This is a genomic window from Streptodolium elevatio (assembly GCF_040649515.1).
Taxonomy (GTDB): Bacteria; Actinomycetota; Actinomycetes; order Streptomycetales; family Streptomycetaceae; genus Yinghuangia; species Yinghuangia elevatio.
On record NZ_JBEZFP010000077.1, the window covers coordinates 18,600 to 44,590 of the forward strand.

The window sequence follows — 25,991 nt, forward strand, 5'->3', positions numbered from 1 at the left end:
CGGTCAGTCCGTGACCCGGCTCCGCGACTTGTACACCACGTCCTGGTAGTCGGGATGCCGGGCAATCCACCCCGCATAGAACGGGCACGTCGGCAGCACCGCCAGACCCGCCGTGCGCGCCTCGTCCAGCGACGACCGCACCAGCGCGGCACCGACGCCCTGGCCCTCGTACTGCGGCTCCACCTCGGTGTGGACGAACGCGATCACGCCCTTGGACCGGATGTACTCGGCCACCCCGGCGACCTTGCCGTCGATCCGCGCTTCGTACCGGTTCTCGGCCGCATTGTCGGTGACCTCGATGACGCTCCCCATTGACGCTCCTCCGGTCGGTGGTGAGGCAGCACGCGCACACAGTTGTACGCACTGATCACCATTGTTCACGACTCGGATCGTCGACGACTCGGGCCGATCCGCCGATCAGCCGGGCGGGGACGGTGTGGGGCGCCCGATGTTGTCGAGGATGGCGAGGAGGCCGCGTGCGGGCTCGGGGGATCGCGTGGTCAGGTAGCCGGTCAGGTACACGCGTACGTTCGTGTGCTCGCGCGACGCGACCTTGCCCGAGCCGGCGTACACCGAGATCCATTCGCCGGTCGCGTCGGCGTCGGCGCCCGCGTCGACCAGGGCCCGGAACACGGCCGTCAGCCCGGTGACGTCGCCGGCGCTCAGTTCGGCCCACCGCCGGTACCGCACACGGAACACCGCCCACCACAGCACCGGCCGCCCGGAGTCGGGGTGCGGAGCGGTGACGTCCGCACCGCGTTCCAGCATGAGCTTCAGGACCGCCAGACTTTCCGTGGCCGCCGCGGGGTTCCGGCCCAGCGCGCTCGCGACCGCGGCCTCGACCGCATCGTTGACCACCGGCTGGCGATTGTCGACCCCGGGGGCTTCGATGAAGTTCACGTCCGCGCCGCGGTCGAGCAGCAGGCGGGCGATGTCGTACCGGCCGGTCTTCAGGGCGACGCCCAGCGGCTGCTGCCCGGCGTCCTTCTTGGGCGGGGGCTTGCGTACGGCGGCCACCAGCGCGGGGTTCTTGTCGAGCAGCGCGGTCACCACGGCGATGTCGCCGTGGCGTATCGCCCGGAACAGCTTCTCCATCCGGAGACACTAGGCGTTGTGCCCGGTTGACGTGGCCTCGTCGCGCGCGGACGGGAGGTGGGCCGGGGCGTCCGCCTTGCGGGCATGCAGGACGCTGGCTCCCAGGGGGAGAGGTGAAGCGTCGACGAGGCGCAGCCCGGCGGCGGCGAGCAGACGCGCGTAATGGTCGGCTCGGCGCTCACGGCCACCGACGTTGCACATCATGTGGAGGTCCCACGCGGTGGCCAGCGACGGCGAGCCGTCGGTCGGCAGCAGGCGCTCGATGATGAGGAGGTCGGCGTCCGCGTGCATGGCACCGGAGCAGTGGCGCAGGATCTCCTCGCAGCGTTCGTCCTCCCAGTCGTGCAGGACGCGTGAGAGCACGTAGACGTCGCCGCCTGCGGGTACGTCCGCGAAATCACCCGCCTGGAAGGTGCAGCGTTCGTCGAGGCCGGACGCCGCGAAAGAGCCGCGGGCGGACTCGACGACGTGCGGGCGTTCGAGCAGGATGCCGCGCAGATTGGGGCGCGCGGCCAGCAGGCGGCGCAGCAACTCGCCAGTCCCGCCCGCGACGTCGACGACCGTCCTGGGCTCGGGGGCGGCGTCGGCCGCGGCGATGACGGGGTGCAGGGGGAGCGGGTCGAACATGCGGGCGCTCGCGGCCATGGACTGGTCGAAGCGAGCGGCCAGTTCGGGGTGGCGTACGAAGTAGTCGAAGTGGTTCTCGCCGAAGAGGTGCTCGAAACCGGTGAGTCCGGTCCGTACGGCTTCCGTGAGGAGGGCGAACGACTGGTAGAAGGGACCGCCGTACATGAGGGCGAGCGGACGCATCGAACCGGGGGCGTCGGTGCGCAGCAGCCTGCCGAGCGCGGTGAGCCGGAAGCCGTCGGACTCCGCGGCCACCACACCCAGCATGGCGAGGTAGCGCAGCAGCGTCGCCAGGTTCCCGGGGTGGGCGTCGACTTCCCGGGCCAGCGCGGCGACTTCGATGCCTGTGTCGGTGTCCATGGACTCGCACAGCCGCAGTTGCGCGCAGGCTGCCAGCGCCTGGGTCGTCCATGCGCCGGTCAGGAGGCGCAGCAGTGTCTCGGCGGGCTGCCGGGCCTGGTGGTCCTCAAGGTGCGCGGCAAGCACCTGGCGGTGGTCGCCGCGCGCGTACAACTCGAGCCTGCGATACCCGGCCTTCGAGTCCGCGGGGGCGGTGAAGTAGAAGACCGTGCCGTCCTCGTGCGGGTTGTAGCCGCCGCCGTCGGCCACCGCGCCGTGCCGGACCAGCATCGACCACAGCCCGCGCAGCACCAGCGGATCCGGCCGCTCGACCTCGAACGCGAGGTGCGCCTCGTGGTCCCGGTCGCGCTCGTGCGCGGCGATCTCGGCAAGGTCCGAGCCGGGCGGGACGGCGAGTACGAACACCTCGACCGCACGCTGCTCGCCCTCGGGGCCGGAGACGGCGGGGCGCAGGATCCCCACGTCGAGGACCGCGGCGTCGCGGCGGTGCCGGGAGGCCAGGCGTTCGCGTACCACCACACTCGGCTGCGGTGCCGCGTCTGCGTCCAGGCCGTGCGCGGCCAGTTCGGTGCGCAGCGCGGGTAAGTCCGGGGGAAATACGAGGAGTCCGGCGTGCGCGAAGCGGCAGCGGTCGACCAGTGCACGCAGTTCGAGGCCGTCGAGGCCGGGCAGGAGCAGCGCCAGCAGCGTGGTCGTCTCCTGATGGCGGACGAAGTCGATTGCGGCGCTCAGCCGGGCCGCGTCGTCGCGGGTGGTCGGCGGCGCGGTGTGCGAAGGCTGCGGCGTATGGGTGGACAGCGGGGACGGTGAGGTCGTTTGCGTGGTCATCGCGAAGAGGTCCTTATAGCTGGGCAATATCTGGGCACATCAGTACATTTCGATACTGCGCGGGTCGAAAATGGGCGTGGCTTGCCGCCCGGTGGCGACGCCGTACCGGCCCGGACGCCGCGGCGCCCTCAGACGCCGACGTAGTTCTCGGCGAACCAGTCCTGATGGGTGCGTGAGGTCCGCAGCGACTCGATGCGCGCGCGGCGCAACTGGTCCTGGAACAGCGCCTCGTCGTCCGTTCCCGGCGCGCGGTGCAGCAGCCGGATCATCCAGTGGGAGAACTCCTGCGCGCGCCAGATGTACGCGAGGCACTGCGCCGAATAGCGGTTCAGGGACTCGGGGTCGGCCTTCGTGAGGTCGTCGACGAGCGCGCGAGCCAGGATCTCGGCCTCCAGCACCGCGAGGTTCGCACCCTTCGCGGCTGACGGACTGATCAGACTCGCCGCGTCGCCGACCAGGAACAGCGAGCCGTGACGCAGCGGTTCGAGGACGTCCGACTCCAGGTCGACGACAGCGCGCTGCACGATGGGCCCGTGCCGCAACGCCCCGTAGTCCGCCGCCCGCATCCGCACCGTGAGTTCGTCCCAGATGCGATCGTCCGGCCATGCGTCCGGCGAGGTGCCGGGCGCACATTGCAGGTAGTACCGCGTGGTCTCCGGCGTGCGGGCCATGTGCCCGGCGAAACCGCGCGGGTGCAGCGCGTAGCCCACCGCGTCGAGGCTGGGCGGCGCCTCGGCGAGTACGCCCAGCCACGACACCCCGTGGTTGCGGTGGTGGCGGCGTACCGCCCCGGGCGGGATCGAACGCCGTGCCGCCCCGTGCCGGCCGTCGCACCCCGCCACGTACCGCGCGTCCCATCTGCTCGGACGGCCGTCCGCGTCGCGCACTTCGACCCACGGCCGCGTGCCGTCCGCGTCGCGTACGGCCACCGCCTCGGCCTCGAAGAGGATTTGCCCGCCGGCGTCCAGGTACTGCGCGAGCAAGTCGGTGACCAACTCCTGCTGCGGGTAGACCGTGTGCCGTTCCCCCTGGCCGAGCCGGCTGTAGTCCAGGCGGAACCGGGCGTCCTCGGTGCGGAACTCGCAGACGCTGTGCTCCCGGCCGCGGCTGCGCAGCCCGGCGTCCAGCCCGTTCCGGGCGAGGACCCGCGCGGTGTTCGCGGCCAGGAACCCGGCCCGCGCGCGCGTTTGCACATGCTCCCGTGTCGCGCGCTCCAGGATCACGCACCCGATTCCGCTGCGCAGCAAGAGATTTCCGAGAACCAGTCCGGCCGGTCCGGCGCCGAGGACGACCACGTCTGCGGTGTTCCTGCCGACCCGGGCAGTGTGGCTATCTGTCACGGGACTGGATGCTAGCCACAGTGAACTACCCAACTGGTTAGATCTCACCCGATTGCGCTGTTCCGTCAGCAATTTCTGCCAAGCGAGCCGCTCGCGGTGTACGGAGCGTCCGTCCGGGCGGGTGGTCAGGCGGGTCGCCAGGCGGGTGGCCAGGCGGGTGGTGAGGCGCGGGGGGAGCCGGATGAATCGACCGGCGTGCGGGGTTGTATCCGGTACCCGGGTACAGGCTTACCGTCGAAGGACCGGCCGGGCGACGGGCCCGGCCGCTGCGTACCGATGACCCGGGCGGCTCGTGCCGAGGACCCGTGGCACTCCCGGCGGAAGGAGCGGCGCCATGACGTGGGTACCGCAGTCGTGCACGTTGCCGACCGAGGAGCAGCCTTTGCGGGTGGCCGAGTTCGACGCGCTGTTCGCGGACGCGCTGCTCTCGGTGGAGCGGCCGACGGCGGAGCGGGCGCGCCTCCACCTGTCGGCCGGGGCCGAGGAACGTGCGCGGGAGCTGGCCGACCGGGAGACCGGCTGTTGCTCGTTCTTCTCCTTCACCTTCTCCGGCTCGTCCTGCTCATCCGGCTCGTCCGGCTCGTCTGGCTCGTCTGGCTCGTCCCGCTCGTCCGGCTCGTCCGGCTCGTCCCGCTCCTCGGGCCCGTCCGGCGTCGCGGCGGCCGACGACGGGGTGGTGCACATGGACGTGACCGTTCCCGCCGCTCAGACCGCCGTGCTGGACGCGCTGATCGCCCGCGCCGAAGCCGCGCAGGCCGCAGCCGGGCCGAGGGCGTTGTGAGCACGGAAGCCGGCGCCCGGACGACCGGTGCCCAGGCGGCCGGTACCCAGGCGGCCGGCGCCCGGGCGACCGGCGGCCTGCGCTCCGGGCAACTCGCGGACGCGGCCGGGGTGAACCCGCAGACACTCCGTTACTACGAACGCCGCGGGCTGCTGCCGGAGCCGGAGCGTACGCTCGGTGGCCACCGCGTCTACCCGCCCGACGCGTTGGCGCTCCTGCGGGTCGTCAAGGCCGCCCAGCGCCTCGGGTTCACCCTGGACGAGGTCGCCGAGCTGCTGGAGGCCGGCGGCCGGCACCACGGAACCCGCCGCGGCGACCGTGACGGGTTCCAGGCCCGCGCCGCGGCGAAGCTCGCCGAGATGGACGCGAGGATCGCCGACCTGCACGTCATCCGCACGGCCCTGGTGCAGGCCGTCGACGCCGGCTGCGACGACCTGGCGGTGTGCGCGACCAGCGACTGCTGCCCCCTGCCCTTCCCCGCGCTTGCCCGTGACCGGTCCCAGGGTGGGGGAGCCGCGTCAGCCGGACCGTGACGGTGTCCACGGCAACGCCGCGTACGTGTCGCGCAGCCGGTACTTGAGGACCTTGCGCAGCGTGTCGTTGCGCGGCAGCGCGTCCACGACCTCCAGTTGCTCCGGGATCTTCTGCGCCATCAGCCCGGCTTGGCGCAGGTGCCCGGCCATGGCGGCGAAGTCCAGCTCGGTCGTGCCCGGGCATCGCTCCACGACGGCGCAGACGCGTTCCCCGCGTTCGGGGTCGGGCAGGCCGATCACCGCCACGTCGGCGACGCTCGGATGCGTGAACAGCACGTCCTCGATCTCGCGTGCCGAGATGTTCTCGCCCTTGCGGATGATGATGTCCTTGAGGCGGCCGGTGAGCGTGAGGTGTCCGTCCGCGCGCAGGTGCCCCAGGTCCCCCGTGCGGTAGAAGCCGTCCTCGTCGAACGCCCCGGCGTCCAGGGCGGCGTCGGTGTAGCCCTTGAACACGATGGGTCCGCGCAGCCGGACCTCACCCTCCTCGCCCGGTCCGGCGATCGTGCCGTCGGCCCGTACGACGCGTACGTCGAGTCCGTCCGAAGGAGCGCCTTCGCTGTGGGTGAGTTGATCCTCGGTGTCGGAGGGCGCGCCTTGGGCGATCTGCGGGACCTCGGTCATGCCGTAGCCGTGGCAGAGCACCGCACCGAGTTCGTCGCGCACCTCGCGGAACAACTCCGGCGGCTTGGGCGCGCCGCCGCCGGAGACGATGCGCAGCGTCGGAATGATCCGCTCGCCCGGCTGCTTGCGCTGCTCGGCCAGGAACGCGAGGTAGAAAGCGGTCGATCCGCCGACCATGGTGACGCCGAGGCGCCGGTACACGGGGATTGCGGCGGCCGGGTCGAAATGCTCGACGACGACGGCCGGAAAGCCGGTCATGAGCACGGTGTTGAGGTAGTTGGGCCCGGCGATGTGGGCGTACGGGAAGGCGATCGAGCCCACGTCGTCCGGTGTCATGGCGAGCGCGGCGGCCAGCGCCTCGCCGCCCGCGAGGAGCGTGCCGTCGGTATGCCGAACACCCTTGGGATCAGAGGTGGTTCCGGACGTGTAGTACAGCCAGCGCACGTCCGTTCCGTCGGCCGGCGCCGGGGGCAGGGCGGCCGGATCACCTTCGGGCAGGGCGTCGTACGCGGTGAGCACGCGCGGCGGGGCGGGCATGTCCGCGGCCAGGGCTCCGCCCATCGCGGTGAAGTCGAAGCCGCGCCACGAGCCCGGTGTCAGGAACACTTCGGCGCCGGTCTGGCGTAGGCAGAAGCCGACTTCCTTCTCCCGGTAGAACGGGATGACGGGATTCTGCACCGCGCCGAGCCGGGCGAGGGCGAGCGAGACGACGATCGACTCGACGCGGGTGGGCAGTTGCCAGGTGACCCGGGTGCCCGTCCTGATGCCGAGCGCGCGGTACCCGGCGGCGACGCGCTCGGCCCAGTCGCGTACTTCGCGGAAGGTGAACGACCGGCCGTCCGGGTCGAGCAGCATCGGCACGTCGGGCGACGCGGCCGCCCGGCGCTCGACGAGCTCCCACAGCGTGGCCGCACCGGCGATGCGCGCGGCGGGGTGGTCGGGCAAGGTTCCTCCTGGTCAGAGGGTGAGGTCACGGCCGACGCGCCGCAGCCGACCGGGGGCGGCCGGGCCCGGCCGGTGACGGTCGCCGCACCGCCGCCGGCCGGTCGCCGCGGACACCACAGGGGTCACGTACACCACGGGGATCTCGTACACCCGGAGGTGGCCGGCACGGGCGCGGTCAGGCGTCCGCGCTCTGTGCCTCGTCGCCGATCACCGAGTCGACGGTGATCCAGTCCGGCGGCATGATCGGCGGGGTCTTCCAGAAGATGTCGAGCTTGGTGATGAGCCCTTCCTCGTTCAGCTCCATGTGGTTGGCGAACCGCATGGCGAGGGGCTCCTCACCGGGCGCGTACGTGATGATCTCGACGGCCTCGTTGAACGCGTGGCGGCCGTCCGCGCTCAGGAACGTGAAGCGCGACTGGAGTTCGTGGGTCTGCGTGCGGCCGATGACGCCGGTGAGGAACGAGAGGTACGCCTCCTTGCCGCGGCAGGTGTCCTCCTCGTTGTCGCGCATGCCTATGCGTACGAAGTCGTCGGCGAGGGCGGACGCCACGAGGTCCCAGTCGTGGCTGTCGACGCCCTTCCAGAAGTTCGCGACGGTCGCCGCGCGCTCGTCGTGGTTGCTCATGTGAGTGACCCTCTCTCAGGTTCTGTCCCCAGATGCTCTGGGTGCTCCGGACTTCCCGGTGACAGTGCGTCAGAAGACGTCTTGCAGGCGGTGGTGCGTCGTCATGGCCGAGCCGGCCGGACCCATGAGCTGGTGGGCCCGCCACAGGCGGCGGTGGAACAGCGGCACCAAGTCGGCGTCGTGGGCGCCGTCGTCGGCGATCACGAACTCCTCCAGTGCCGCGTCGCCTTCCTGCCAGGTCCGGGGACGGTGCCCGAGCAGCGCGGCGAGGTCGTCGAGGTCCGCTTCGGCGCACTCCCGGCCGATCGCGTCGAACCGCTGGAGGTGGCGGGCGAGTCGGAAGAGACGGCGCATCTCGTAGTCGCCGGAGCGCAGCGAGTCCACCAGGTGCCGGGTCGGCACCGCCACGGCACTCGCGGAGGTCGCGTCCGCGTCCGGGAGTTCGGGCGCCGCCAAGGGGATCCCGAGGTAGTCCGCCAGCGCCTCGACCGCGAACAGGTTGGTCTCGTTGCACCACTGGAGGTTGGTCATGTAGTCCGAACCGGGCGGCGGGTCGGCGAGCGCAGAGTGGAAGGCCAGCGCGTTGGTGAGCGTGAAGGCGAAGTGGTGGTGCGCTATCGCCTCGGGGTCCACGGGGGTGCCGGACAGTTCCTCGTACTTCGCGTACATGCGGCGGAAGTCGCCGTACCCGATGATCGTGTCGCGCATCCGGTACGCCGCGAGGTCCATCAACGGGTCGCCGATGTGCGCGAGTTCGAGGTCGAGGACGGCCGTGACGCGCTGCCCGTCGTGGTGGAACTGCCCGGAGTCCCAGACGATCACCGACTCGCGGCCGCGGGTGTCCAGCGGGTGGCGGCGCAGCCAGCCGAGGCAGAACTCCATGAACGGGTCGGGCCGCTTCTTGGACGCCCGGTACCAGTCCCGGTAGGCGCCCATCCCGTCGCGCCGCACCCCCGCCTCGGCGAACGGAGCCACGTCCAGCTCGTGCAGGTCGGCGAGGATGCGCAGGTAGTCGTCCATCACCGCATCCCGCTGCGCGTCGGTGCAGCCGGCGAAGTCCGGCTGCCCGCCGACCCGGTCGATCACGAACGCGCGCGGGTCGTCGATCCAACCGTGCACCCCGGCCACCCGTACGCCGCGCTCGTGCATCAGCCGCTGGGCGAGCATCTCGTGCTCCAGCGGGAACACGCCCGGGTAGTCCGTGCGGTCCCCGCGTACGCACAACTCCAGAACCCGGCCGTCGCGGACCACGTCGGCGAACCACACCGGCCGCCACCGCCCCTGCCGCTCCAGCATCTCGACGCGGCCGACGTTGCCCTCGAGCCACTCCCGCACACGGTTCTCCATGGCCGTCACCGAAGCATAGTTGCGCCACTCACGCAACCATTTCTAGACTGCCTCCGCCGGGCGACCCGGCCACCGACCCCGGGAAGGCTGATGACGGACAAGACCCCGCACACCGGCACGCGGCCGCGGCTCAGCGAGACCTCCATCGCGGACGGCAACGCGCAGGGCGAGTGGCTGCGCGCCGTGATCCCGCCGCTGCGCGACCTGGTCCGGACCTCGCGCGACGACCGGCTCATCGAACGCGTCGGCCGCGAGGCGGGCGTACGCGTGCCCACCCACCTGGTGCTCGCGCTCACCCGCATCGGCGACTTCCAGCCCGTACGCCTGTCCGACCTGGCCGACCAGATGGGCATCGGCCGCACCACCCTCAGCCGCCAGGTCACCGACCTGGTCGCCGCCGGACTCGTCGAACGCACCCCCGACCCGGCCGACGCCCGCGCCGCCACCCTCGAACTCACCCCCGCGGGCGCGGAGACCCTGCGCCAGATCTGGGACGCCTGGGGCAGCCTCATCGCGGACATCACCAACGACTGGCCCACCCTCGAACGCGACCTACTCCCCGAACTACTCAGCCGCCTGACCCAAGGCCTCCAAACCCTGGCCGAGGACCTCTAGTGACGCCGGGACCATGCTGGTGGGCGGCACGCGTGCTGGGCGGGGGTCAACTCGGCTTCGGGGCGTAGTAGTCGCGCAACATCTCGGTGGGCCAGGCAGGTTGGTGGACGTCCCCGCGGGGACCCATCTCCTGGAACCAGGGCTTGACGTCGATCACCGGGGTCCCGTCCACCGCGTCGAGGTCTTCGACGTGGAGATCGAGGCCGTCGACCGCGAGGAGGCGGCATCGGGAGACGCCGAGCCAGTTCTGCCGCCGCATGTTGCGGTGCGCGAAGATGCCGCTCGGCGGCCAGTCGGGATTGTCGCGGGGCCTGCGCGCACCGGGGTGCAGGTCGGCGGGGTCGGTCAGGTGGAAGCGGAACACGACCTCGAGGTGCGAGAACTCCGCCAGCCCGGCCACCGAGTCGACCGGGAACGAGTCGTCGATGCGGATGATCGCGCGCGTCCCGCCCCAGTAGTCGTCCGTGGGTTCGATCCTGCCGCCCACCACGTGCGCGATTGCGGTGATCTCGAATGTCTCGCGGTCCATGGGGTCCCCTCGGGCTGGTCTCGCCGCCCGGAGGACCGCCGCTAGATGGTGCGGGTCAGGTACTCGGCGGCTCGGGTGTCGAGTTCCGAGACGAGTCTGACGCCTCGTCGGCGGAACGGCGACAGTGCCCGTCGCATGTCGACGACGGTCTGGCGGGTACGGCCCGAGCGGATGCCCTCCATGTTCTCCAGCGCGCGGGTCCATGTGGCGCACGCTTCCTCGATGGCGCCGCCGGATGCCTGTATGGAGCCCAACAGGCCGAGGGTCACGGCGTGCGTCCGGCGGAAGGCCGCCCCGTTGCGCGTGCGTACGCTCCGCCGGAACTCGGCGACGGCGCGCTTGCCGTCACCGGCCGCGGCGAGCGTACGGGCGGTCTCGTGGGCAAGGCTCGCCTCGCCGAAGAAGAAGACACGGTGCGGTTCTTCGATGCCGGGGGAGGCCCCGGCAAGGTCGTCCTCGGCACGCAGTAGTGCCGCCGCGGCCGCCCTGCTGTCGCCGGTCGCGGCGAGCGCACGGGCGTGCACGACGCCGAGGAGCGCCTTCTCCCGCGGCGTTGCCAAGCGGTACCGGTGGCCTTCGACGGACGCCGCCGCGAGACCAAGAGCCTCCTGGTGATGGCCCAGTTCGAGCGCCTGGTGGGCCATCGCGCGCAGCACGTGAGCGGCCATCGGCGGGTCGTCGGCCATCGCGGCGAGCTTCACCGCGTTGGTGAAGTACGGTTGTGCCACCGCATGTTGCGCGTTGTCGAACGCCGTCCAGCCCGCGAGGTACGCGAGTTCGCCGGCCGCGGAGAACATGTCGCGTCGGACCTGCTCGCTGGTGAACCGCCCGGCGAGGTACGTGCATACGTCCGACTGGAGATAAAGGACGAGCGCGCGTCGTCCGTGACCGCCACCGTGCCGCTGGTCCATCTGCGAGAAGAACGCGGTCGTCTCCCGGACCGCGTCCACGTCGCCCCGACCTGCCGTATAGCCGCTCCCCGCATCCTGCTGCCGCGCGCGGGCGGCGTGCGCCGTCCGCTCCCACCAGTCGCCGTGCGGCAGGGCGAGGGCGGCGGCCGCATACGCGGATCCCGCCAAGACTTGCCGGCGCTCCAGGTCCACGTCGAGTCTCCCGAGATCGGCCAGAGAGGTCACGGCGTCAGCGTGCCAGCTCGTCGCACCTGCGGAGGCGGAAGTCCCGTTCGCAAAGCCCGCTTCGGCGGCGGTGACCGCGCGTCCCAGCCGCCGCGACAACGCCTCGCAGATGAACGCCGTCACCGGCCCGGAAGGCTGCGTACCGCCCACCCAGTGGGCCACCGCGGACTTGTTGATCTGGAGCAACTCGCCGTTCTCCGCGGCCACTCCGCGCACGGCCCGGGCGAGCGCGTCGTATGTCCAGCCTGCCTGCGCAATGGCCTCCGCGAGGCGTCTGTTGGGTTCCCGTCCGGTCATGGCCCCCGTCCTCAGGGTTAAACCCGTTAAACCTCCTGCGGCCGCCTCCACCGTACCCACGGTCCGCGCCGCTCTGTTGACTGAACGTGATGCGGTTTGTGCGCTCGTGTGGCCGTGCGCTCGTGCGGTCGGAGCTTAGGGAGGGCAGCGGAATGGGCGAGGACAGCACGGGAGTTGCGCCGGTCCCGGGGGAGATCGTGGACACGGTGTACGGACGCCAGCGTGTGACCGCCGTGATCGACATGCCGCTGATCGAACCCACCATCTACCTGCGCCCGGAGCACGGCGGACAGGAATGGTCGGTCCCCGTAGCGCAGTTCGCCCGCGTGAGGACCGACCACAGCGACACCCCTTAGCCGTACCCCACGCACCGGCCCGCCCCTAGCCGTGCGCGCATGAGTAGCGGCGGCACCCGGGTGATCCGGCACGGCCGTTCGTACAGCCGATGCGCCCGCGGCCTCCCCAAGTGGGGCCCGCCGTGGGATCGCAGCTCCGTGCGTTCCATTCAGCGCTTCAGTTCGGTGAGGTTTTCGGTGCCGTTGACGAAGGCTTGGGCGAGGTCGGAGAGGCGGCGGTTGTGGGAGCGGGCGTAGCCGCGAAGTGCGGTGAAGGCCTGTTCCATGTCGATGTTGTGGCGTTCGGCGAGTTTGCCTTTGGCTTGTTCGATCAGGACGCGGCTGTCGAGTGCGTGCTGGAGTTGTTCGTTGAGGACGTCGCTGCGGTGGGTGGAGCGTTGCTGGAGGAGGCTGATGGTGGCGACGTCGGCGAGGGCTTGCGCGATCTGGGTGTCGACCGTGTCGAATTCGCCGGGGGTGGCGCGGAAGAGGTTGAGGGCTCCGACGACTTCGTGGCGCAGCCGCATCGGGAGGGCTTGTACGGCGGCGTAACCGCTGTGTAGGGCCTCGGTGACGAAGCGCGGCCACCGGTCGGCCTGGGTGGCCAGGTCGGAGACGGTGACGGATGTGCCGGTGCGGTAGCAGTCCAGGCAGGGACCTTCGTCGTTCTGCAGCTGGAACAGCTCGAGGAGGCGCACGCGTTCGTCGGACGCGGCCATGACCCGCATGTCACCCTTCGGATCGGCGAGGAGCACACCGGCAGCGCCGACGCCGAGCATGCCGACGCAGCGGTCGGTGAGCAGCCGGAGAAAGTCGATGAGGTCGAAGTCGGCGACCAGGTTGTCGGCGAGCTCGACGAAGGTCTGGGCCAGAAGTCGTTCATCCATCGGGATTGCTCTCAGCGGTGATTGTTCCCGTTGACTGGGGTCGCGGGTGTGTGGTGGGGCCGGCGGTCGGCGAGACGTCAGGTGTCATCGTGGGTTGTCTCCCGATTTCCTGTGGGCTCTGGTGTGAAGCGCAGAGTGCGCGCCACGACGTCGCGTGCCACGTCGGCGAGGCGCCGCTCGTGAGCGTACGCGTGGGCGCGCAGCCGGATGTAAGCCTCGTCGATCCCGACGCCGAGTTGCTCGGTGAGCATTCCAGTGGCCTGGTCGATCTCGGCGCGGTAGCCGCCCAGGTCGACCGGGTACGCATCCGGCGTTTCGTCGTCTTCGGGTTCGACCGGTGCACCCGGTCCGGCGAGGGGCGTCCCGAGCAGGACGAGGGCCGCGGTGTCGGCGAAGACTATGGCGTCGGCGAGTTGTTCGAGGTCCAGGTCACCGGAGCGGTGGGCGTACAGGTCCAGGACTCCGGGGCTGGCCGCGTCGACCCGCAGCGGGAACGCGAAGACCGCGCCCGCGCCGGCCTGGGTCGCGGCGGGTGCGAACGCCGGCCACCGGTCCAGGGCGTCGCCTGCGCGCAGGTCCGCCGCCAGGACGGCGGTGCCTTGGGCGAAGGCGTCCACGCACGGGCCTTCGCCGAAGGTGAGTTGCAGTTCCTCTAATTGCTCGCTGATGTCGTCGGTGCTGCACAGTGGGTGGCCGGCCGTGGTCGGCGACATCGCGGACACTCCGGCGCCCTGGACCGGAAGTGTCGCGACGGCGGCGGTGCACACATCCAGTACGCCGACCCGCGCCCGACGCCGGGCGGCGTGCTCCGCCACCAGGATCCGGATCCGTGCCGACCGGCCGACGGCGTTCACGGACGGCGCCTGCCGCCGGAAGACGTACGTGTCGCACACGGCCGTCGCGCGTCGTCGGTCCGGCGCTGCGCCGGGCCTACCCCTGCCATGACCGGGCGTCCTCGTGGGTGGCCCGCTGGACCTGGCTCCCCGGTGCGGCGCCGAGCGAAGTACGGGAGTCGTCCGACAGCGCCACCCGTACCCGGTCGGTGCGTGTGCGGTCGGTGCGTGTGCGGTGTGCGATCTGCGGGTCGTCGGCTGTGTCGGCGGCTCTGGCTGCGTCGGTGAAGAGGATGAGCTGTCCCGTCGTGCCGGAGCCGACGGGCGGTTCGGCGGCGATGACGGTGGGCTCCGGAGGCGACGGACAGGTGGGGAGGCCGAGCACGAGCGTTCCGGTTCCGGTGAGAGTGAGGAGCCGGACCACGATCGGGCTCGGGCTGTGCAGCCGCAGATAGCCGCCGGCCTTGGCGGCGTCCCGGGAGATGTCGAGGAAGGCGTGCAGGCCACTGCTGTCACAGAAGGTCACATCCGACAGGTCCACGTCGATGGCGGAGCAGCCGTCGAGCAGGCAGCGTGTCATCGAGCCGCGCAGATGCGGCTCCGTGTCGAGATCGATCTCGCCTCGGACGGTGAGCAGCGCCCCGGTGGTGGTGTCACACCGGTGGACGGTCAGGGGGGCGGGGACGGGCTGGCTGTTGGGCATGGCGCCTCGGTTCCGAGAGCCGACCGGGTAGGCCGCACGCGGGTCGTTTCCGGCTCCGTGAGGTGTTCCCGGTGGTGTGGTGCGTTCGGCGGGCGAAGGGCCGGTCCGGCGGCCGAGAGGACCCGGGCGTGGACGCGGTCGATTTCCCTCGGGGATGCCTGGAGGGCGAACCATCCGCCACCCGGGCATCCGTGGTCGGTGCCAGTGTGCCGTCGGGGTCTGGGACGTCCGTTCCGCAGCGTAGTCCTCATCGCGGCGCCGTGGATGGCGAACGTCCATCGACTGGCTTCGGCCGTTCAAGGGCGGCTTACGGGCCGTCAGGACGTTGGTGGGACGGGGACAGTTCGAGGAGCCGGTCGCGTTGACGCGGGCCCAGGCCCTGGAGTCTGCGGTTCTCCGCGATGTCCAGGTCGAGCAGGAGGCGTGCCGCGCGGATCTTGCCGACGCCGGGCAGCGCCTCGAGCACCCGGCGTACCGGGATCTTGCCCGCTACCCGGTCACTGCGGTCGAGCAGCGCGGCCAAGGTCAGCGTGCCGTTCCTGAACTCGGTGAGCACCGCGGCGCGTTCGCGGCGGACCGCCGCCGCCTTCACAAGCGCGGCGTGCCTGGTCTCGGGGGTGAGCTCGGGCAGTGCCATGGGAGTCTCCTCGTACGCGGTTCCAATTGGGGCGATCGGTCGGGTCAATACCTGCGGCGCCCGCCGTGACGGTGGTAGTCGTCGTGGCGGTCACGGTCGTGGCGGGGACGGCCGTAGCGGGCACGGCGGAAGGTGCCGAGGATCCACGCGACCAGGAACCCGATCGCGACCACGCACAGCAGAGGCGTGATGATGCCGAACAGGAACAACACGACGGCCACCACGACGATCAGGACCAGGAACCACACAGCAGGACCTCCATACGGTCATATCCGCGGGGTCCTGGCGAAACGGTACGAGACAGGTGATCCGGAAAATCCGGACGATTATCGACCCATACCGTAGGCCCGAGTCAACGCCTCGCCGCGGCTCCTGTCAACCGGCGCAGGCCTCAGGGGAGTTCGTACGCCGGGGCGAAGCACGGCGGTGGCAGGCAATCCGTACGCGCCGCCTGCCGTCAGACCTTGCGCCATCTGGCCATGGCGAACGAGAACAGCCCGAACAGGACCAGGCCGACGGCGATCGCAACGAGCAGCAGCGGACCGGCAGAGGTGTCGGCGAACGTCCGCAGGGTGTCGTCGAGGCCCTTGGCCTTGCCCGGGTCGTACTTCACCGCCGCTGTCACCGCGAAGCAGCCCGCGGCGAAGAAGACGACGCCACGGCTCACCCCGCCGACGACGCCGAGCAGATCGACGGCGTTTTCGGTGGGCTGTGACATCCGGGACAGCTTGAGGTGCTTGCGGTACTCCCGCTTGACCGCCCGTGCCGCGATCCATACGCCCGCCCCCACGATGACGACGCCGACCAAGGCCACCAGCCACCGACCTACGGGGAGGTCGAAGACGCGGGCGGTGGCGTCCTTGGACTGTTTGTCGCTGGAGTCGCTGCTCTTGCGCCCGGCCGCGAAGGAGATCACCGAGACGGCCACGAACGAATAGAAGACGAAGCGCACTCCGGCCAAGAGCCGCTTGGAGGTGTCGCGGCCTCCCGGCCCGGCCGCACCCAGCACCGCCTCGGACAGCCGCCACAGGGCCATGGCCGCGAGGCCGATGCCCACCGTCCAGACGAAGAGCGCCCCGAAGGGCTGTTCGGCCAGCTCGGTCAGCGCGCCACCGCGGTCCGCCTGCTTGCCCTTGTCGTCCAACGCGACCTGGACGGCCAACGCACCGACCAGGACGTACACGACCCCGCGGGCGGTCAGGCCGGCCCGGGCGAGCACGTTCACGGCGGGGCTCCCACTGCCCGCACCGCGTCTTGCGCTCGCTCCGGCCCTCGCTGTCGTTGACCTCATGCCGACGTCCCTTCGGACCGTGGTGCCGGGCTCCCGCCCGAACACCGTTGCCTGGACAAGTCCTTCGCGGCCGGGGCTTCCCCGGAGTCGCCCGCGCCCGGCGTCCCGGAGGCATGGAGGCATGGAGACCGGAACGCCGGACAGGGGCTCCGGTCAGCGCCCGGAGCCGCCCCGGAAGGTGCCCTTCGCCCTGGCGACCTTTCCCTTAGGACCGACGCGACTGCCGCAGGGCGGAGTTGCGTGCGCTTCCTGTCGGGCACCCGAAGCGATTCCGGTCGTCGTGGTGCTCCGGAAACGGCGTGGGGTGGTTCAGGCGGCAGGACGTGGTCCTCCCACCACGACAGCCCAAGTACGCTGCCAAGAAGGAGGAAAGGGAACACGGGCACGAGGACAAGTGCGTACATGGGGAGTGCCTGTCGCCGGGTGCGAATAACGCCGACGGGCCGATGAGCGGTGCCCGCATCAGGGCGCCCACTGGAGAGCGCGGAAGGTTCCGTGCTGCCGGGGGCCGGGGCCGCATTGCCCACGGTAGTCCCGGTTGTCCCCTTCCCACAGGCGTCATCGAGCCATTGCCCCGCAGCGAGGTGCGCGGGGCACGAGGCCGCCGCCCGGTCCCGCACCGACCCTGGGCCGCGTGCCGCCGCACGGCGCCTTTCATCCTGCCCTGCCGGTTCCGCCGTGCCGACTCGGCCCGCATCGACGCGGAACCGTGCCTGCATGGCCGAATTCCGGGCATCCGCGCAACAGGACGCGAAAAGGGAAACCCGCAGGCAAGCCGCCGTGGGATAAGGAGTCGGGATGATCCAGATAGCGGATATCCGCGAGTGGCGTACGCACGATGTCATCGACGCGAGTGGCCACAAGATCGGGGAGCTGGAGTCGGTCTACGTGGACACGAGCACGGACGAACCGGCGATGGCCACTGTCAAGGTCGGGCTGCCCACCCGCCACCGCCTCGTCTTCGTCCCTCTCGCCGACGCCGTTGTAGGGCCCGGCTACGTGAAGGTCGCCCACGCCAAGTCACTGGTGAAGCGGGGACCTTCGATCGGCACCGACGACGTCCTGCCTGCCGAGGACGAAGCGTCGGTGTTCCGGCACTACGACCTGCCGTACAAGCCGGGGGCCGACGGCGAGCGGCAGCTCGCCCGCCGCTGAGCCCGCATCGACTAGGGAGGCCTCGGCGCCGTGAACCCCTTCCTGATCCTGCTCGTCATCGCGATCGTGCTCGGCATCATCGGCGTGGCCGCAGACGGCATGCTCTACCTGCTGATCATCGGCATCGCGGTCTTCGTGGCTGCTCTTGTCTACCTTGCGATTTGGTGGCGACGCTCCGGCCGACGACCCGTGCGCTGAACGCCTGGCGCGCGATCGATGCGTACCAGCAGGCGCGTCCGTGGCCTCCAATGGCCCGTGCCCCCAAGACGTGCGAATCCGTTCGCTGCGCGGAGTCCGTGCGGGTCGGCGCCGCAGTAGAATGGGGGTACCGAGGACATTTCGTACGCCGACTTCGATATCGGCGTCGTGCTCGGCGAGCAACCACGCCGGACGGTTTCCACCGTCTGGGGGCAGGTCGACATCATGACCGCGACCGACGATCGCCGGGCGACGACCGTACCCCTTCACGCCATTCCCGTACGCCTCGCGCGGTCCCCGGCCGGACAGGCCGCAGGTCGCCTCGACGGCGCGTGGTGGCCCCGCTCCCGCGATCTCGCCCGTGAACTCCCGTCCCTGGTAAGGGCAATGGAGGACATGGGCGGGATCACTCGTGCCACGGTGAATCCCAAGCTTTGGCAAGGCGTGCCCCGGCGGGTCCCGGCCTCCGGGCGCCTGGTCAAGGTGGGCTGGTTCACCGACGAGCAAGACCTCCACGAGATCATGCTCCTGTCCTATCGGGTAGGGCGCTGGGAACTCCTCGTCGTCCCGCCGGAGACCGAACCGGACACGGCCCGGCGCATGATGGCGGCCGCCTCGACGGCAGGGGACATGCGCAGTGCCACCGCGCTGGTCGAGGCCATGAACGCACCTGTTCGGGGCCGCATCGACGTCAGGGATGTCGACGACCCGTCGGAGAGCGACTGGGAAGCAGAGGGCGGTCACCTCCGTACCACGAGGGAAACCCCCTTCCCCGTCGCGGCCGCCGTGGGCTGACCACGGCGCCGCTCGCGACCAAGTGGCCGAGGCGGCCTCGCCGGAACTGAGACCACAACGACGTCGGCCCGGACCGTACGTACGGTCCCGGCCGACGTTTGCCTGTTCCGGTCGGCGGCGTCGGACTCCCCGCGCCTTGGCCGGTCGGGCCAGGGCGCGGTCATTCCTCCTCGATGCCCAGCAGCTCCAGGAACGCGGCGGCTGCCGGGTGGCGGCCCTCCCGGCTCCAGATCACGTACTCGGCACGGGTCGGCGCGTCCGTGACCTCGATCACGGCCATGCCGGCCAGGCCCGCGACGTACGTGGGCGGGAGCAGGGCCACGCCCAGGCCCGCGCCGACCAGGCGGGCCAGGTAGTCCGCGTTGGTCACCTCGAAGGCGACGACGCGGGTGAGGCCGGCGGCGGCGAACGCCAGATCGGACTGGGCCCGTCCGGCGGTCTTCGCGGGCAGGTCGACGAACACCTCCGAGGACAGCCGCCGGAGGTCCACCGAGGTCTCGCCCGCGAGGGGATGGTCCGGGGAGACCACGGCGACCAGGCGCTCCCGGTTCAGCTCCCGGGCCACGACACCCTGGGGGCGGGCGGTGACCGGAACACCGAGGAAGGCCACCTCGATCTCGCCCTGCCGGACCTGCTCGACGAGATCGTCACTCGCCCCGACGCTCAGGCTGATCCGGGCGTTCGGGTGCCGCCGGTGGAACTCCCTGAGGGCCGCGGGAATGTCCACGGCGGCGACGGTGGGGATCAGTCCCACCGCGAGGCGTCCGCGTACCTCCCCTACGGCTGCCGCGACTTCGGCGGCGGCCCGCTCTGCCGCGTTCACGCACTGGCGGGCAGCCGGCAGGAAGGCCACGCCCGCCGGGGTCAACCGGACGCGGCGACTGGTGCGTTCGAAGAGCCGCGCCCCCAACTCCTTTTCCAGACGCGCGATCTGGTGGCTGAGCGCGGACTGCACCACCAGACAGCGTTGGGCGGCCCTCGTGAAGCTGTTCGTCTCGGCCACGGCGATCACGTAGCGCATCTGCTGAAGCTCCATTGATCCATCGTGATCCGCGATGCATCGGATGACAAGCATGTGTTGGACTCATTGATCTCCCCGGCCTGACACTGGTCACGGCCGCAAACGGCAGAAGCGTGCTCGGGCCGACGCAGCCGGGCGGGCCCTCGATCGGGGCTCCTCTGGCGGCCCGGTAGCCCGGCGGCCGGGTAGCCCGGCAAGCCGCACCGCCGTTGCCCTTTTCCCGCATCCCGTACCTCGGCCCCCTACCGGGGCATGCCTGCGCACGCCCACGTACCTGAGACACCGACAAGTACCCGTGACACGGAAGGGATCCGCGACCGCCATGAGCAGTACGGCGCGTACCAAGACGACCACCGCCGTGACCGGCCTTGCGCCGGCAGTCTGGGGGAGCACGTACCTGATCGCGACCGAACTGCTTCCGCCGGATCGGCCGCTCCTGGCGACCACCGTACGAGCGCTCCCAGGCGGCCTGATTCTGCTCGCGATCGGCCGACAGCTTCCGGCCGGGGTCTGGTGGTGGCGCGCACTGGTGCTGGGTGTGCTCAACATCGGCGCCTTCAACGTCCTGCTCTTCGTCGCGGCGTACCGGCTGCCGGGCGGGGTCGCCGCGGTGATCATGTCCGCGCAGCCCATGTTCGTAGTGGTCCTCGCCGCCCTCTTCCTCGGCGAGAGGCTCAGAGCCGTCCACGCCCTGGCCTGCGTGTTGGGCGCCGGAGGCGTGCTGCTGCTCGTCGCGCAAGGCACGGTCTCTTCCGACACGACAGGGGTCCTCGCCGCCGTCGGCGGCGCGCTGTGCATGGCCTCGGGCATCACGTTGACCAAGCGGTGGGGCCGGCCCGACGGGGTCAGCCTGTCCACCTTCACGGGGTGGCAACTCACCGCGGCCGGACTGGTCTTGCTGCCGATGTGGCTGTCGTTGGAGGACCTTCCCGACCGTCTCACCGGATCCAACGTCTTCGGGTTCGCCTACCTCGTCATCCTGGGCGCGGTCCTGAGCTACATCGTCTGGTTCCGGGGCATCGAACGCCTGCCGGCCGTGGCGGTCTCCTTCCTCGCGCTGGGCAGCCCGGTCGTGGCGACGCTGCTGGGCTACCTCGTCAAGGACCAGACGCTGTCGGTCCTCCAACTCGTCGGCATGGCCGTCATCTTCCTCGCGGTCGTCCTCGGTCAGCCCCAGCCGCCCGGGCGGGCGCCGGTGGTCTCGGCCGAACTCCACACCATCCCCGACAGCGACAGCGACGCCGCGTCCAGCGGCAGACGTACCTCCTGCGGCTAGCAGGGGGCGTACCTCCCCACCCCACTACCTCCATCGATCGGGCCCCATGCGGAACGAAATGCGGGCCCCCGCCCGGCCACGTCCAGAGAGACGACATGACCACTCAAGAAGAGACCAACACGCCCGCCACGCCGCACACGCAGTTGTCCCCGACCCGGGGATGGCTCGGCGTGGCCGCCATCACCGCCAGCCTGTTCGTCTTCCTCACCACCGAACTCATGCCGATCGGCCTGCTCACTCCGCTCAGCGAGAGCCTCGACGTCTCGGTGGGCGCGGCCGGCCTCATGGTCACGGCGCAGGGTGTCGCTGCCGGTCTCGGCGTGCCGTTCATCGTGGCCTGGACCCGCCGCGTAAACCGGCGTCGGCTGCTCACCACGCTGCTGGCTGTGTTGGCCGTCGGCAACCTGGTCACCTCGATCGCGCCGAACTACCCGCTGATCCTGGGCACTCGCCTGCTCATGGGCTTCGCCAGCGGCGTTTTCTGGGCCATCGGCGTCAGCATGGCCATGCGCATCGTGCCGGAGAAGCACGCCAACAGGGCCGCCGCCGTGGTGATGTCCGGCATCTCCGTAGCCACCGTCGTCGGCATCCCCCTGGGCACGTTGCTGGAAGGCGTCAGCGACTGGCGTACGACCTTCCTCATCTGGGCCGGCCTCAGCGCGCTCGTCTTCCTGGCCGTCGCCTTCACCATCCCGTCACTGCCGTCCTCGAACGCGGTCTCCGTACGCGAGGTCTTCGAACTCCCGCTCAGGAACGTGCCGTTGCGCGTGGTCCTGGTGATGGTGGTGCTGTTCGTCCTCGGCCACTTCGGCGCGTACACCTTTGTCCGCCCCTACTTGGAGGAGACAACCTCGGCCGGCGTCGGCTTCATCACCGTCGTCCTCATCGTCTTCGGTGTCGGCGGCGCGGTCGGCAACTTCATCGGCGGCCAGACCGTCGCCAAGAGCCTGCGTGGCAGCTTCGTCGTGGGCGGCCTACTCCTCGTCGCCGCACTCGTCATGCTGCTGACCATCGGAGCGAGCGACATCGGCGTCGTCGCCGCGATGGCCGTGTGGGGCATCGCCTTCGGCGTCGTCCAGCTCAGCCAGATCAACATGACGCTGTCGGCCGCGCCCGAGACCTTCGAAGCCGCAATGTCGCTCAACACCATGGCCTACAACACCTGCATCGCCCTGGGCGCTCTCATCGGCGGCTTGTTCGTCGACCACATCGGCGTCGACAGCGTCATATGGTTCGGCATCGCCCTGGTCGCACTCGCCGTGACCCTCCGCGCTTCCACCGGCCGCCGCGACACCTCGCTGACCTGACGCCTCCCAGCCCACCAAAGCCCGGTGGCGCCTAGCTGGTTCGCGCGAACTGATCGAGGGCCGTGACGATGCGGGCACCGGTGCTGGCGCCGCCCTTGTGCCCTGCGTCCTCGACAATTTCCAGGCGGGCGTCCGGCCACGCCCGAGCGAGTTCCCAGGCGGTGTCGAGGGGGCTGGAGAGGTCGAGGCGACCATGCACAAGAACGCCGGGAATGCCCGCCAATCGGTGCGCTCCGCCCAGGAGTTCACCCTCCTCCAACCACGCCGCGTTCGCGAAGTAGTGGGTGCAGATCCGCACGAAGGCGAGCCGCGCGTCCCCGACGCGATCGGTGTACGGAGTGGGCTTGCCACCGGGTTCGAGGGAGAGAACGGCGTCCTCCCAAGCACACCACTCAGCCGCGGCGTGCGCGCGGACGGCGTGGTCGGGGTCCTCCATGCGCCGGGCGTACGCCTGGATCAAATCGCCGCCCGGGCCCGCCTCCGGCACCGCGTCACGAAACCGGGCCCACTGCTCGGGAAAGAACCGGCCGACGCCGCGGTAGAGCCAGTCCGTCTCGACACGCCGGGTGGTCGTGACCCCGGCGATGACGACGGCCGACACACGCTCGGGGTGCCGTTCGGCGTACGCGAGGGCCAACGTCGACCCCCACGAGGCGCCGTACATCACCCAGCGGTCGATACCCAGGTGCTCGCGCAGCCGTTCCATGTCGGCGAGCAGATGCGCCGTGGTGTTGTGGCGCATGTCAGTAGCCGGGTCGCTCGCGTGCGGCGTGCTGCGCCCGCATCCGCGCTGATCGAACAACACGACCCGGTACCGCTCCGGATCGAAGTACCGACGCGCCCCCGGCGAGCAGCCCGACCCCGGACCACCATGCACAACAACCGCAGGCTCCCCCGCCGGGTTGCCGCACACCTCCCAATACACAAAGTTCCCATCCCCCACATCCAGCAGCCCCCCGTCATCCGCCCCCACCGCCCCATACAACTCCCGCACACCCCCCCCAACCGCGTGAGGGTAAGCCCCCAACACGTTTCCAAACGACCGTCTGCCCCTTTGTCAGCCCTCGCCAACGTCCTGACTCACTTGGCGGCTGTTGGCCCGTACCACTGCACGGCCTGGCCAGTTACGGCGGCGATGCACTCGAAGTCCTTGTCCCGGTGGAGGAGCGTCAGACCTTGCAGTTCCGCCGTCGCGGCAACGACAAGGTCTACCGGGCCGGCACTCCGGTGCTGCCCTCGCTGGGTCAACAACTCCTGCACCTGGCAAGCACGGTCGTACGCACGGTCGTCGACCGGCACCCAACCGAACAACGTCCGAACGTCCTCGACCCCCTGTGCGCGGTCGGCGGCCGAGCGCGCACTGTAGAAGAACTCGAGTTCGGTGATCGGGCAGACCGCGATGAGCCCGGCTGCCGCCGCCTGGTCCCAGCCGTACTGTTCGGCGTCGTTGTGCACAAGGCGCGCAAGGGCGCTGGTGTCGATCAGGAACTGCGCCGCGTTCACCGGCGGTAGTTCCTCTTGTCCTCCAGCACCTCCAGATCGAACGCGCCCTCATCTGCCGCGGCACGGAGTCGAGTCAGCGCCAGGGCCCGACGCCGGTTCTCCAGAACCTCACGGAGAGCGGTGTTGACGGTCTCCTTCTTCGTGCTGGTTCCGAGCGCCTTCGCCACGTCGGCGACCAAGTCGTCATCGAGGTCGATCACGGTTCGAGCCATGTATACCTCCGCTGATATCAAGGATATCTAGAATGATACCCCGACGCTGCCCATCGAAATGGGCACGCGCCGCGGGCGACCGAGAGACGTTCGTCGGCCACGGCCCAGGTGAAGCGGGCCGGTACGAACTCGGCGCGCTCCCAGGCCGAGCTGTACGCCGCTTCCGGCCCGGCCACCTACGTGCGTGCTCGCGGCGTACGCCTGGGCGGAATACGCCCCGCACCGGCCGGCGCGCTGGCTTGGAGATCCTCCTGACGGTGTCACTTGGGCCCGGAATACTGGACGGCGTCTGTGGTGGGTGAGCAAGTGCAGAACGGGGGAACGGTGGCGAACAGGAACGGGATGGGTGGGACCGATCCGTACAGTCGGGAACTCGCCCGGCAGGCAAGAGAGGAGGAGCGAGCCCGGAAGGCCGCAGAGGCAGAGGCAAGGCGTCAGGCGCGTCAGGAGAAGCTGGCCTACGAGGCTGCCCGTGCCCAGGAAGCAGTCGACCGGACACGCGCCACCGAACAGGAGGCTGAACAGCTAGCGACGCTGCTGAGCGCAGCGGTTCTCGACGGCCGCCCGCTGAGCTTCGACGTACTCAAACAGAAGTTCGTTCCGTCCGCCTTCAACTCCAAAAAGCTGTCGAAAGCCGCAGCAGCCCCCCAATGGGAGGACTATGAGCCGGAGCCCCTACGGGGGTTAAAAGGCGTGTTCGGCATCGGTCGCCGTGCCTATGAGGCCGAAGTTGAGTCCGCTCGTGAGCGATTCGACAGGGACGTGCGTATTCACGCTCGCGCGGAACAGTCGCGCCGTGATCGCCTGAAGGAGAAGCGCGAACGTCACAACGACCGGAACCGCGAAGCAGCCGAGCGGGTCCGCGAATGGAACACCAGGCTTGAGCAACGGCGCGCCGCCTACCGTGACCGAGATGTTGAGGCTGTCGAGTGGTTGGCTGATCAGGTCTTGGCAGCATCCATGTACCCACCGGGCTTTCCCAGGGCGCACCGGGTCTCCTATCAGGCCGATACCGGCGATCTGCTCGTTCAGATCGACCTGCCCTTGGAACAAGTGATCCCTGCGGCGCGCGCGTACCGGTATGTCAAGGCGCGCGACGAGATCACACCCGTGGCGCGCCCGGAGAAGGAACGCAAGGAACTCTACGCGGCCGTGCTGGCGCAGATCGCCCTGCGTACTGTCCACGAAGTGTTTGCTGCCGATGCCGAAGGAGCAGTGCGCTCGATCGCGTTGAACGGGCACGTGGCCACGATCGATCGCGCCACAGGGCTCAACGTCCACCCATGTCTGGTGACGTTGCAGACGGATCGGGAGGAGTTCAGTCAGCTGGTGTTGACGCAGGTCGACCCGCGGGCCTGCCTCAAGCGATTGCGCTCACTGATCTCGCCCAACCCGTACGAGCTCGAGCCGGTACGTCCGTTGGTGACGTTCGACCTCAGCAAGTTCCGGCTCATGGACAGCCTCGATGTCGTCGCGGGGCTGGACAGCCGACCGGTGCTAATGGACCTGACGCCGACGGAGTTCGAGCATTTGGTCAGACAGCTCTTTGAAGCGATCGGCCTGGACAGTGTGAATACGCAGCCGTCGAAGGACGAGGGCGTGGACGCGATCGCGATGAACACCGACCCCGTAATGAAGGGGCTCTGTGTCATCCAGGCCAAACGCACCGCGAACGTGGTGCCGTTCGAGACCGTATCCGCACTCGCGGGTGTTGTGGAGCACAAGCGTGCAGCGAAAGGCATCCTGGTGACGACGTCGTGGTTCGGGCGGGCGAGTGAGGCATTCGCCAGCGAGCACGGGCGACTTGAACTTCTCGATGGCGCCAACCTGGTTCACCTGTTCAAGGAGCACCTGGGGTTGGACGTCATCCCGGGGCCAGTGCCGCCCAAGCGCCGACCGAGGCACTAGACCAACTGCGAGCCGGATCGGGCCGACGTACGTCAGGGACCCGTCGGCGCGGCACCGCCTTGGCGAGCGAAACACCCACCGATCCGCTGCACTGCAAGGCAGGCGGCGATGATGAGCCCGACGGGACCCGCAACCACGGCCCGCCGGGTGAACCGAGACGGAGACGACGTCGGCCCGGACCATCGAGGCGGGACCGGGCTCGGCTCCGGACATGCATCCGGGCTCGGTTCCGCACACGCGTCCGGGGCCGG

General features: G+C 70.1%; 29 protein-coding genes. 10 read left to right on the forward strand and 19 right to left on the reverse strand.

The annotated features are described in order from the left end of the window. Positions 1–3: 3 nt before the first annotated feature. The 4 genes from AB0C36_RS26275 to AB0C36_RS26290 all read right to left on the reverse strand — a co-directional run bounded on the left by AB0C36_RS26275 (position 4) and on the right by AB0C36_RS26290 (position 4,205). The gene (locus AB0C36_RS26275; RefSeq protein WP_358358238.1) at positions 4–312 is read right to left on the reverse strand and encodes a GNAT family N-acetyltransferase; all 309 of its coding nucleotides are present in this window, start codon (positions 310–312) and stop codon (positions 4–6) included. 105 nt (positions 313–417) lie between these two features. Then, the gene (locus tag AB0C36_RS26280) at positions 418–1,095 is read right to left on the reverse strand and encodes an ankyrin repeat domain-containing protein (protein ID WP_358358241.1); all 678 of its coding nucleotides are present in this window, start codon (positions 1,093–1,095) and stop codon (positions 418–420) included. A gap of 9 nt (positions 1,096–1,104) precedes the next feature. After that, a complete protein-coding gene (locus AB0C36_RS26285; protein WP_358358244.1) occupies positions 1,105–2,910 on the reverse strand; it encodes a methyltransferase in 1,806 nt (601 codons plus the stop codon). A gap of 128 nt (positions 2,911–3,038) precedes the next feature. Next, a complete protein-coding gene (locus AB0C36_RS26290; RefSeq protein WP_358358314.1) occupies positions 3,039–4,205 on the reverse strand; it encodes a 4-hydroxybenzoate 3-monooxygenase in 1,167 nt (388 codons plus the stop codon). Positions 4,206–4,584: 379 nt separating this feature from the next. Between AB0C36_RS26290 and AB0C36_RS26295 the strand changes: the two genes are divergently transcribed. Both AB0C36_RS26295 and AB0C36_RS26300 read left to right on the forward strand, forming a co-directional pair. Beyond that, complete coding sequence (locus tag AB0C36_RS26295; RefSeq protein ID WP_358358246.1) at positions 4,585–5,031, forward strand: hypothetical protein; 447 nt, start codon at positions 4,585–4,587, stop codon at positions 5,029–5,031. Beyond that, a complete protein-coding gene (locus tag AB0C36_RS26300) occupies positions 5,028–5,564 on the forward strand; it encodes a MerR family transcriptional regulator (RefSeq protein ID WP_358358248.1) in 537 nt (178 codons plus the stop codon). Before AB0C36_RS26295 ends, AB0C36_RS26300 begins: the two co-directional genes overlap by 4 nt. Here the strand turns inward: AB0C36_RS26300 and AB0C36_RS26305 are convergent. The 3 genes from AB0C36_RS26305 to AB0C36_RS26315 form a co-directional block, all read right to left on the reverse strand. Next, entirely contained in the window at positions 5,550–7,130 is a 1,581-nt protein-coding gene (locus tag AB0C36_RS26305) for an AMP-binding protein (protein ID WP_358358250.1), read from the reverse strand. The two genes, AB0C36_RS26300 and AB0C36_RS26305, sit on opposite strands and share 15 nt — an antisense overlap. Before the next feature lie 175 nt (positions 7,131–7,305). Further along, positions 7,306–7,755 (reverse strand): nuclear transport factor 2 family protein, encoded by a 450-nt coding sequence (locus AB0C36_RS26310; RefSeq protein ID WP_358358252.1) that lies wholly within the window; start codon positions 7,753–7,755, stop codon positions 7,306–7,308. Between the two features lie 69 nt (positions 7,756–7,824). Beyond that, positions 7,825–9,102 carry a phosphotransferase gene (locus AB0C36_RS26315; RefSeq protein ID WP_358358254.1) on the reverse strand — a complete coding sequence of 426 codons (1,278 nt, stop codon included), beginning with the start codon at positions 9,100–9,102 and terminating at the stop codon, positions 7,825–7,827. Positions 9,103–9,192: 90 nt separating this feature from the next. Between AB0C36_RS26315 and AB0C36_RS26320 the strand changes: the two genes are divergently transcribed. Beyond that, positions 9,193–9,717, forward strand: coding sequence for a MarR family winged helix-turn-helix transcriptional regulator (locus AB0C36_RS26320; RefSeq protein WP_358358257.1), 525 nt, complete (start codon positions 9,193–9,195; stop codon positions 9,715–9,717). Positions 9,718–9,763: 46 nt separating this feature from the next. Here the strand turns inward: AB0C36_RS26320 and AB0C36_RS26325 are convergent, their stop codons facing one another. Next, positions 9,764–10,246, reverse strand: a complete 483-nt coding sequence (locus AB0C36_RS26325) for a TrmO family methyltransferase domain-containing protein (protein ID WP_358358260.1) — start codon at positions 10,244–10,246, stop codon at positions 9,764–9,766. A gap of 41 nt (positions 10,247–10,287) precedes the next feature. Then, complete coding sequence (locus AB0C36_RS26330) at positions 10,288–11,679, reverse strand: NsdA family TPR-like regulatory protein (protein WP_358358263.1); 1,392 nt, start codon at positions 11,677–11,679, stop codon at positions 10,288–10,290. Positions 11,680–11,831: 152 nt separating this feature from the next. Here AB0C36_RS26330 and AB0C36_RS26335 point away from each other — a divergent pair, with 152 nt between their 5' ends. Beyond that, the gene (locus AB0C36_RS26335; RefSeq protein ID WP_358358265.1) at positions 11,832–12,035 is read left to right on the forward strand and encodes a hypothetical protein; all 204 of its coding nucleotides are present in this window, start codon (positions 11,832–11,834) and stop codon (positions 12,033–12,035) included. Positions 12,036–12,184: 149 nt separating this feature from the next. On the opposite strand, the gene AB0C36_RS26340 is transcribed toward AB0C36_RS26335, so the two are convergent. The 6 genes from AB0C36_RS26340 to AB0C36_RS26365 form a co-directional block, all read right to left on the reverse strand. Further along, on the reverse strand, positions 12,185–12,901 hold the full coding sequence (locus tag AB0C36_RS26340) for a GAF and ANTAR domain-containing protein (protein WP_358358268.1): 717 nt from the start codon (positions 12,899–12,901) through the stop codon (positions 12,185–12,187). 77 nt (positions 12,902–12,978) lie between these two features. Beyond that, a complete protein-coding gene (locus tag AB0C36_RS26345; protein ID WP_358358270.1) occupies positions 12,979–13,755 on the reverse strand; it encodes a GAF and ANTAR domain-containing protein in 777 nt (258 codons plus the stop codon). Between the two features lie 76 nt (positions 13,756–13,831). After that, complete coding sequence (locus AB0C36_RS26350) at positions 13,832–14,437, reverse strand: STAS domain-containing protein (protein WP_358358272.1); 606 nt, start codon at positions 14,435–14,437, stop codon at positions 13,832–13,834. Positions 14,438–14,744: 307 nt separating this feature from the next. Further along, complete coding sequence (mihF, locus tag AB0C36_RS26355) at positions 14,745–15,074, reverse strand: integration host factor, actinobacterial type (protein ID WP_358358274.1); 330 nt, start codon at positions 15,072–15,074, stop codon at positions 14,745–14,747. Between the two features lie 44 nt (positions 15,075–15,118). After that, positions 15,119–15,322 (reverse strand): hypothetical protein, encoded by a 204-nt coding sequence (locus tag AB0C36_RS26360; RefSeq protein WP_358358276.1) that lies wholly within the window; start codon positions 15,320–15,322, stop codon positions 15,119–15,121. A gap of 209 nt (positions 15,323–15,531) precedes the next feature. Beyond that, positions 15,532–16,365, reverse strand: coding sequence for a DUF1206 domain-containing protein (locus AB0C36_RS26365; RefSeq protein WP_435839120.1), 834 nt, complete (start codon positions 16,363–16,365; stop codon positions 15,532–15,534). A gap of 798 nt (positions 16,366–17,163) precedes the next feature. Between AB0C36_RS26365 and AB0C36_RS26370 the strand changes: the two genes are divergently transcribed. The 3 genes from AB0C36_RS26370 (at position 17,164) to AB0C36_RS26380 (ending at position 18,513) form a co-directional block, all read left to right on the forward strand. Next, complete coding sequence (locus AB0C36_RS26370; protein WP_358358283.1) at positions 17,164–17,520, forward strand: PRC-barrel domain-containing protein; 357 nt, start codon at positions 17,164–17,166, stop codon at positions 17,518–17,520. A gap of 30 nt (positions 17,521–17,550) precedes the next feature. Beyond that, complete coding sequence (locus AB0C36_RS26375) at positions 17,551–17,718, forward strand: hypothetical protein (RefSeq protein ID WP_358358286.1); 168 nt, start codon at positions 17,551–17,553, stop codon at positions 17,716–17,718. A 225-nt stretch (positions 17,719–17,943) separates the two neighbouring features. Beyond that, the gene (locus AB0C36_RS26380) at positions 17,944–18,513 is read left to right on the forward strand and encodes a DUF5994 family protein (protein WP_358358288.1); all 570 of its coding nucleotides are present in this window, start codon (positions 17,944–17,946) and stop codon (positions 18,511–18,513) included. 160 nt (positions 18,514–18,673) lie between these two features. Here the strand turns inward: AB0C36_RS26380 and AB0C36_RS26385 are convergent, their stop codons facing one another. Next, positions 18,674–19,549: a LysR family transcriptional regulator gene (locus AB0C36_RS26385; RefSeq protein WP_358358291.1), complete on the reverse strand. Its 876-nt coding sequence runs from the start codon at positions 19,547–19,549 to the stop codon at positions 18,674–18,676. Positions 19,550–19,856: 307 nt separating this feature from the next. Here AB0C36_RS26385 and AB0C36_RS26390 point away from each other — a divergent pair, with 307 nt between their 5' ends. Then, entirely contained in the window at positions 19,857–20,810 is a 954-nt protein-coding gene (locus AB0C36_RS26390; protein ID WP_358358293.1) for an EamA family transporter, read from the forward strand. Positions 20,811–20,905: 95 nt separating this feature from the next. Then, positions 20,906–22,117: an MFS transporter gene (locus AB0C36_RS26395; protein WP_358358295.1), complete on the forward strand. Its 1,212-nt coding sequence runs from the start codon at positions 20,906–20,908 to the stop codon at positions 22,115–22,117. 31 nt (positions 22,118–22,148) lie between these two features. Here the strand turns inward: AB0C36_RS26395 and pip are convergent, their stop codons facing one another. The 3 genes from pip to AB0C36_RS26410 all read right to left on the reverse strand — a co-directional run bounded on the left by pip (position 22,149) and on the right by AB0C36_RS26410 (position 23,832). Continuing rightward, positions 22,149–23,111, reverse strand: a complete 963-nt coding sequence (gene pip, locus AB0C36_RS26400; RefSeq protein WP_358358297.1) for a prolyl aminopeptidase — start codon at positions 23,109–23,111, stop codon at positions 22,149–22,151. A gap of 86 nt (positions 23,112–23,197) precedes the next feature. Then, positions 23,198–23,620 (reverse strand): PIN domain nuclease, encoded by a 423-nt coding sequence (locus tag AB0C36_RS26405; RefSeq protein WP_358358300.1) that lies wholly within the window; start codon positions 23,618–23,620, stop codon positions 23,198–23,200. Further along, entirely contained in the window at positions 23,617–23,832 is a 216-nt protein-coding gene (locus tag AB0C36_RS26410) for a type II toxin-antitoxin system VapB family antitoxin (protein WP_358358301.1), read from the reverse strand. Before AB0C36_RS26410 ends, AB0C36_RS26405 begins: the two co-directional genes overlap by 4 nt. Before the next feature lie 342 nt (positions 23,833–24,174). On the opposite strand from AB0C36_RS26410, the gene AB0C36_RS26415 reads away from it, so the two are divergent. Then, on the forward strand, positions 24,175–25,740 hold the full coding sequence (locus tag AB0C36_RS26415; RefSeq protein ID WP_358358304.1) for a restriction endonuclease: 1,566 nt from the start codon (positions 24,175–24,177) through the stop codon (positions 25,738–25,740). Positions 25,741–25,991: the final 251 nt, after the last annotated feature.

Coding starts and splice junctions, on each gene's coding strand:
- AB0C36_RS26275 (WP_358358238.1), bottom strand. CDS start 312: ATGGGGAGCGTCATCGAGGTCACCGACAATGCGGCCGAGAACCGGTAC.
- AB0C36_RS26280 (WP_358358241.1), bottom strand. CDS start 1,095: ATGGAGAAGCTGTTCCGGGCGATACGCCACGGCGACATCGCCGTGGTG.
- AB0C36_RS26285 (WP_358358244.1), bottom strand. CDS start 2,910: ATGACCACGCAAACGACCTCACCGTCCCCGCTGTCCACCCATACGCCG.
- AB0C36_RS26295 (WP_358358246.1), top strand. CDS start 4,585: ATGACGTGGGTACCGCAGTCGTGCACGTTGCCGACCGAGGAGCAGCCT.
- AB0C36_RS26310 (WP_358358252.1), bottom strand. CDS start 7,755: ATGAGCAACCACGACGAGCGCGCGGCGACCGTCGCGAACTTCTGGAAG.
- AB0C36_RS26315 (WP_358358254.1), bottom strand. CDS start 9,102: ATGGAGAACCGTGTGCGGGAGTGGCTCGAGGGCAACGTCGGCCGCGTC.
- AB0C36_RS26320 (WP_358358257.1), top strand. CDS start 9,193: ATGACGGACAAGACCCCGCACACCGGCACGCGGCCGCGGCTCAGCGAG.
- AB0C36_RS26325 (WP_358358260.1), bottom strand. CDS start 10,246: ATGGACCGCGAGACATTCGAGATCACCGCAATCGCGCACGTGGTGGGC.
- AB0C36_RS26330 (WP_358358263.1), bottom strand. CDS start 11,679: ATGACCGGACGGGAACCCAACAGACGCCTCGCGGAGGCCATTGCGCAG.
- AB0C36_RS26335 (WP_358358265.1), top strand. CDS start 11,832: ATGGGCGAGGACAGCACGGGAGTTGCGCCGGTCCCGGGGGAGATCGTG.
- AB0C36_RS26340 (WP_358358268.1), bottom strand. CDS start 12,901: ATGGATGAACGACTTCTGGCCCAGACCTTCGTCGAGCTCGCCGACAAC.
- AB0C36_RS26350 (WP_358358272.1), bottom strand. CDS start 14,437: ATGCCCAACAGCCAGCCCGTCCCCGCCCCCCTGACCGTCCACCGGTGT.
- mihF (WP_358358274.1), bottom strand. CDS start 15,074: ATGGCACTGCCCGAGCTCACCCCCGAGACCAGGCACGCCGCGCTTGTG.
- AB0C36_RS26365 (WP_435839120.1), bottom strand. CDS start 16,365: ATGAGGTCAACGACAGCGAGGGCCGGAGCGAGCGCAAGACGCGGTGCG.
- AB0C36_RS26370 (WP_358358283.1), top strand. CDS start 17,164: ATGATCCAGATAGCGGATATCCGCGAGTGGCGTACGCACGATGTCATC.
- AB0C36_RS26380 (WP_358358288.1), top strand. CDS start 17,944: ATGACCGCGACCGACGATCGCCGGGCGACGACCGTACCCCTTCACGCC.
- AB0C36_RS26385 (WP_358358291.1), bottom strand. CDS start 19,549: ATGGAGCTTCAGCAGATGCGCTACGTGATCGCCGTGGCCGAGACGAAC.
- AB0C36_RS26390 (WP_358358293.1), top strand. CDS start 19,857: ATGAGCAGTACGGCGCGTACCAAGACGACCACCGCCGTGACCGGCCTT.
- AB0C36_RS26395 (WP_358358295.1), top strand. CDS start 20,906: ATGACCACTCAAGAAGAGACCAACACGCCCGCCACGCCGCACACGCAG.
- AB0C36_RS26410 (WP_358358301.1), bottom strand. CDS start 23,832: ATGGCTCGAACCGTGATCGACCTCGATGACGACTTGGTCGCCGACGTG.
- AB0C36_RS26415 (WP_358358304.1), top strand. CDS start 24,175: ATGGGTGGGACCGATCCGTACAGTCGGGAACTCGCCCGGCAGGCAAGA.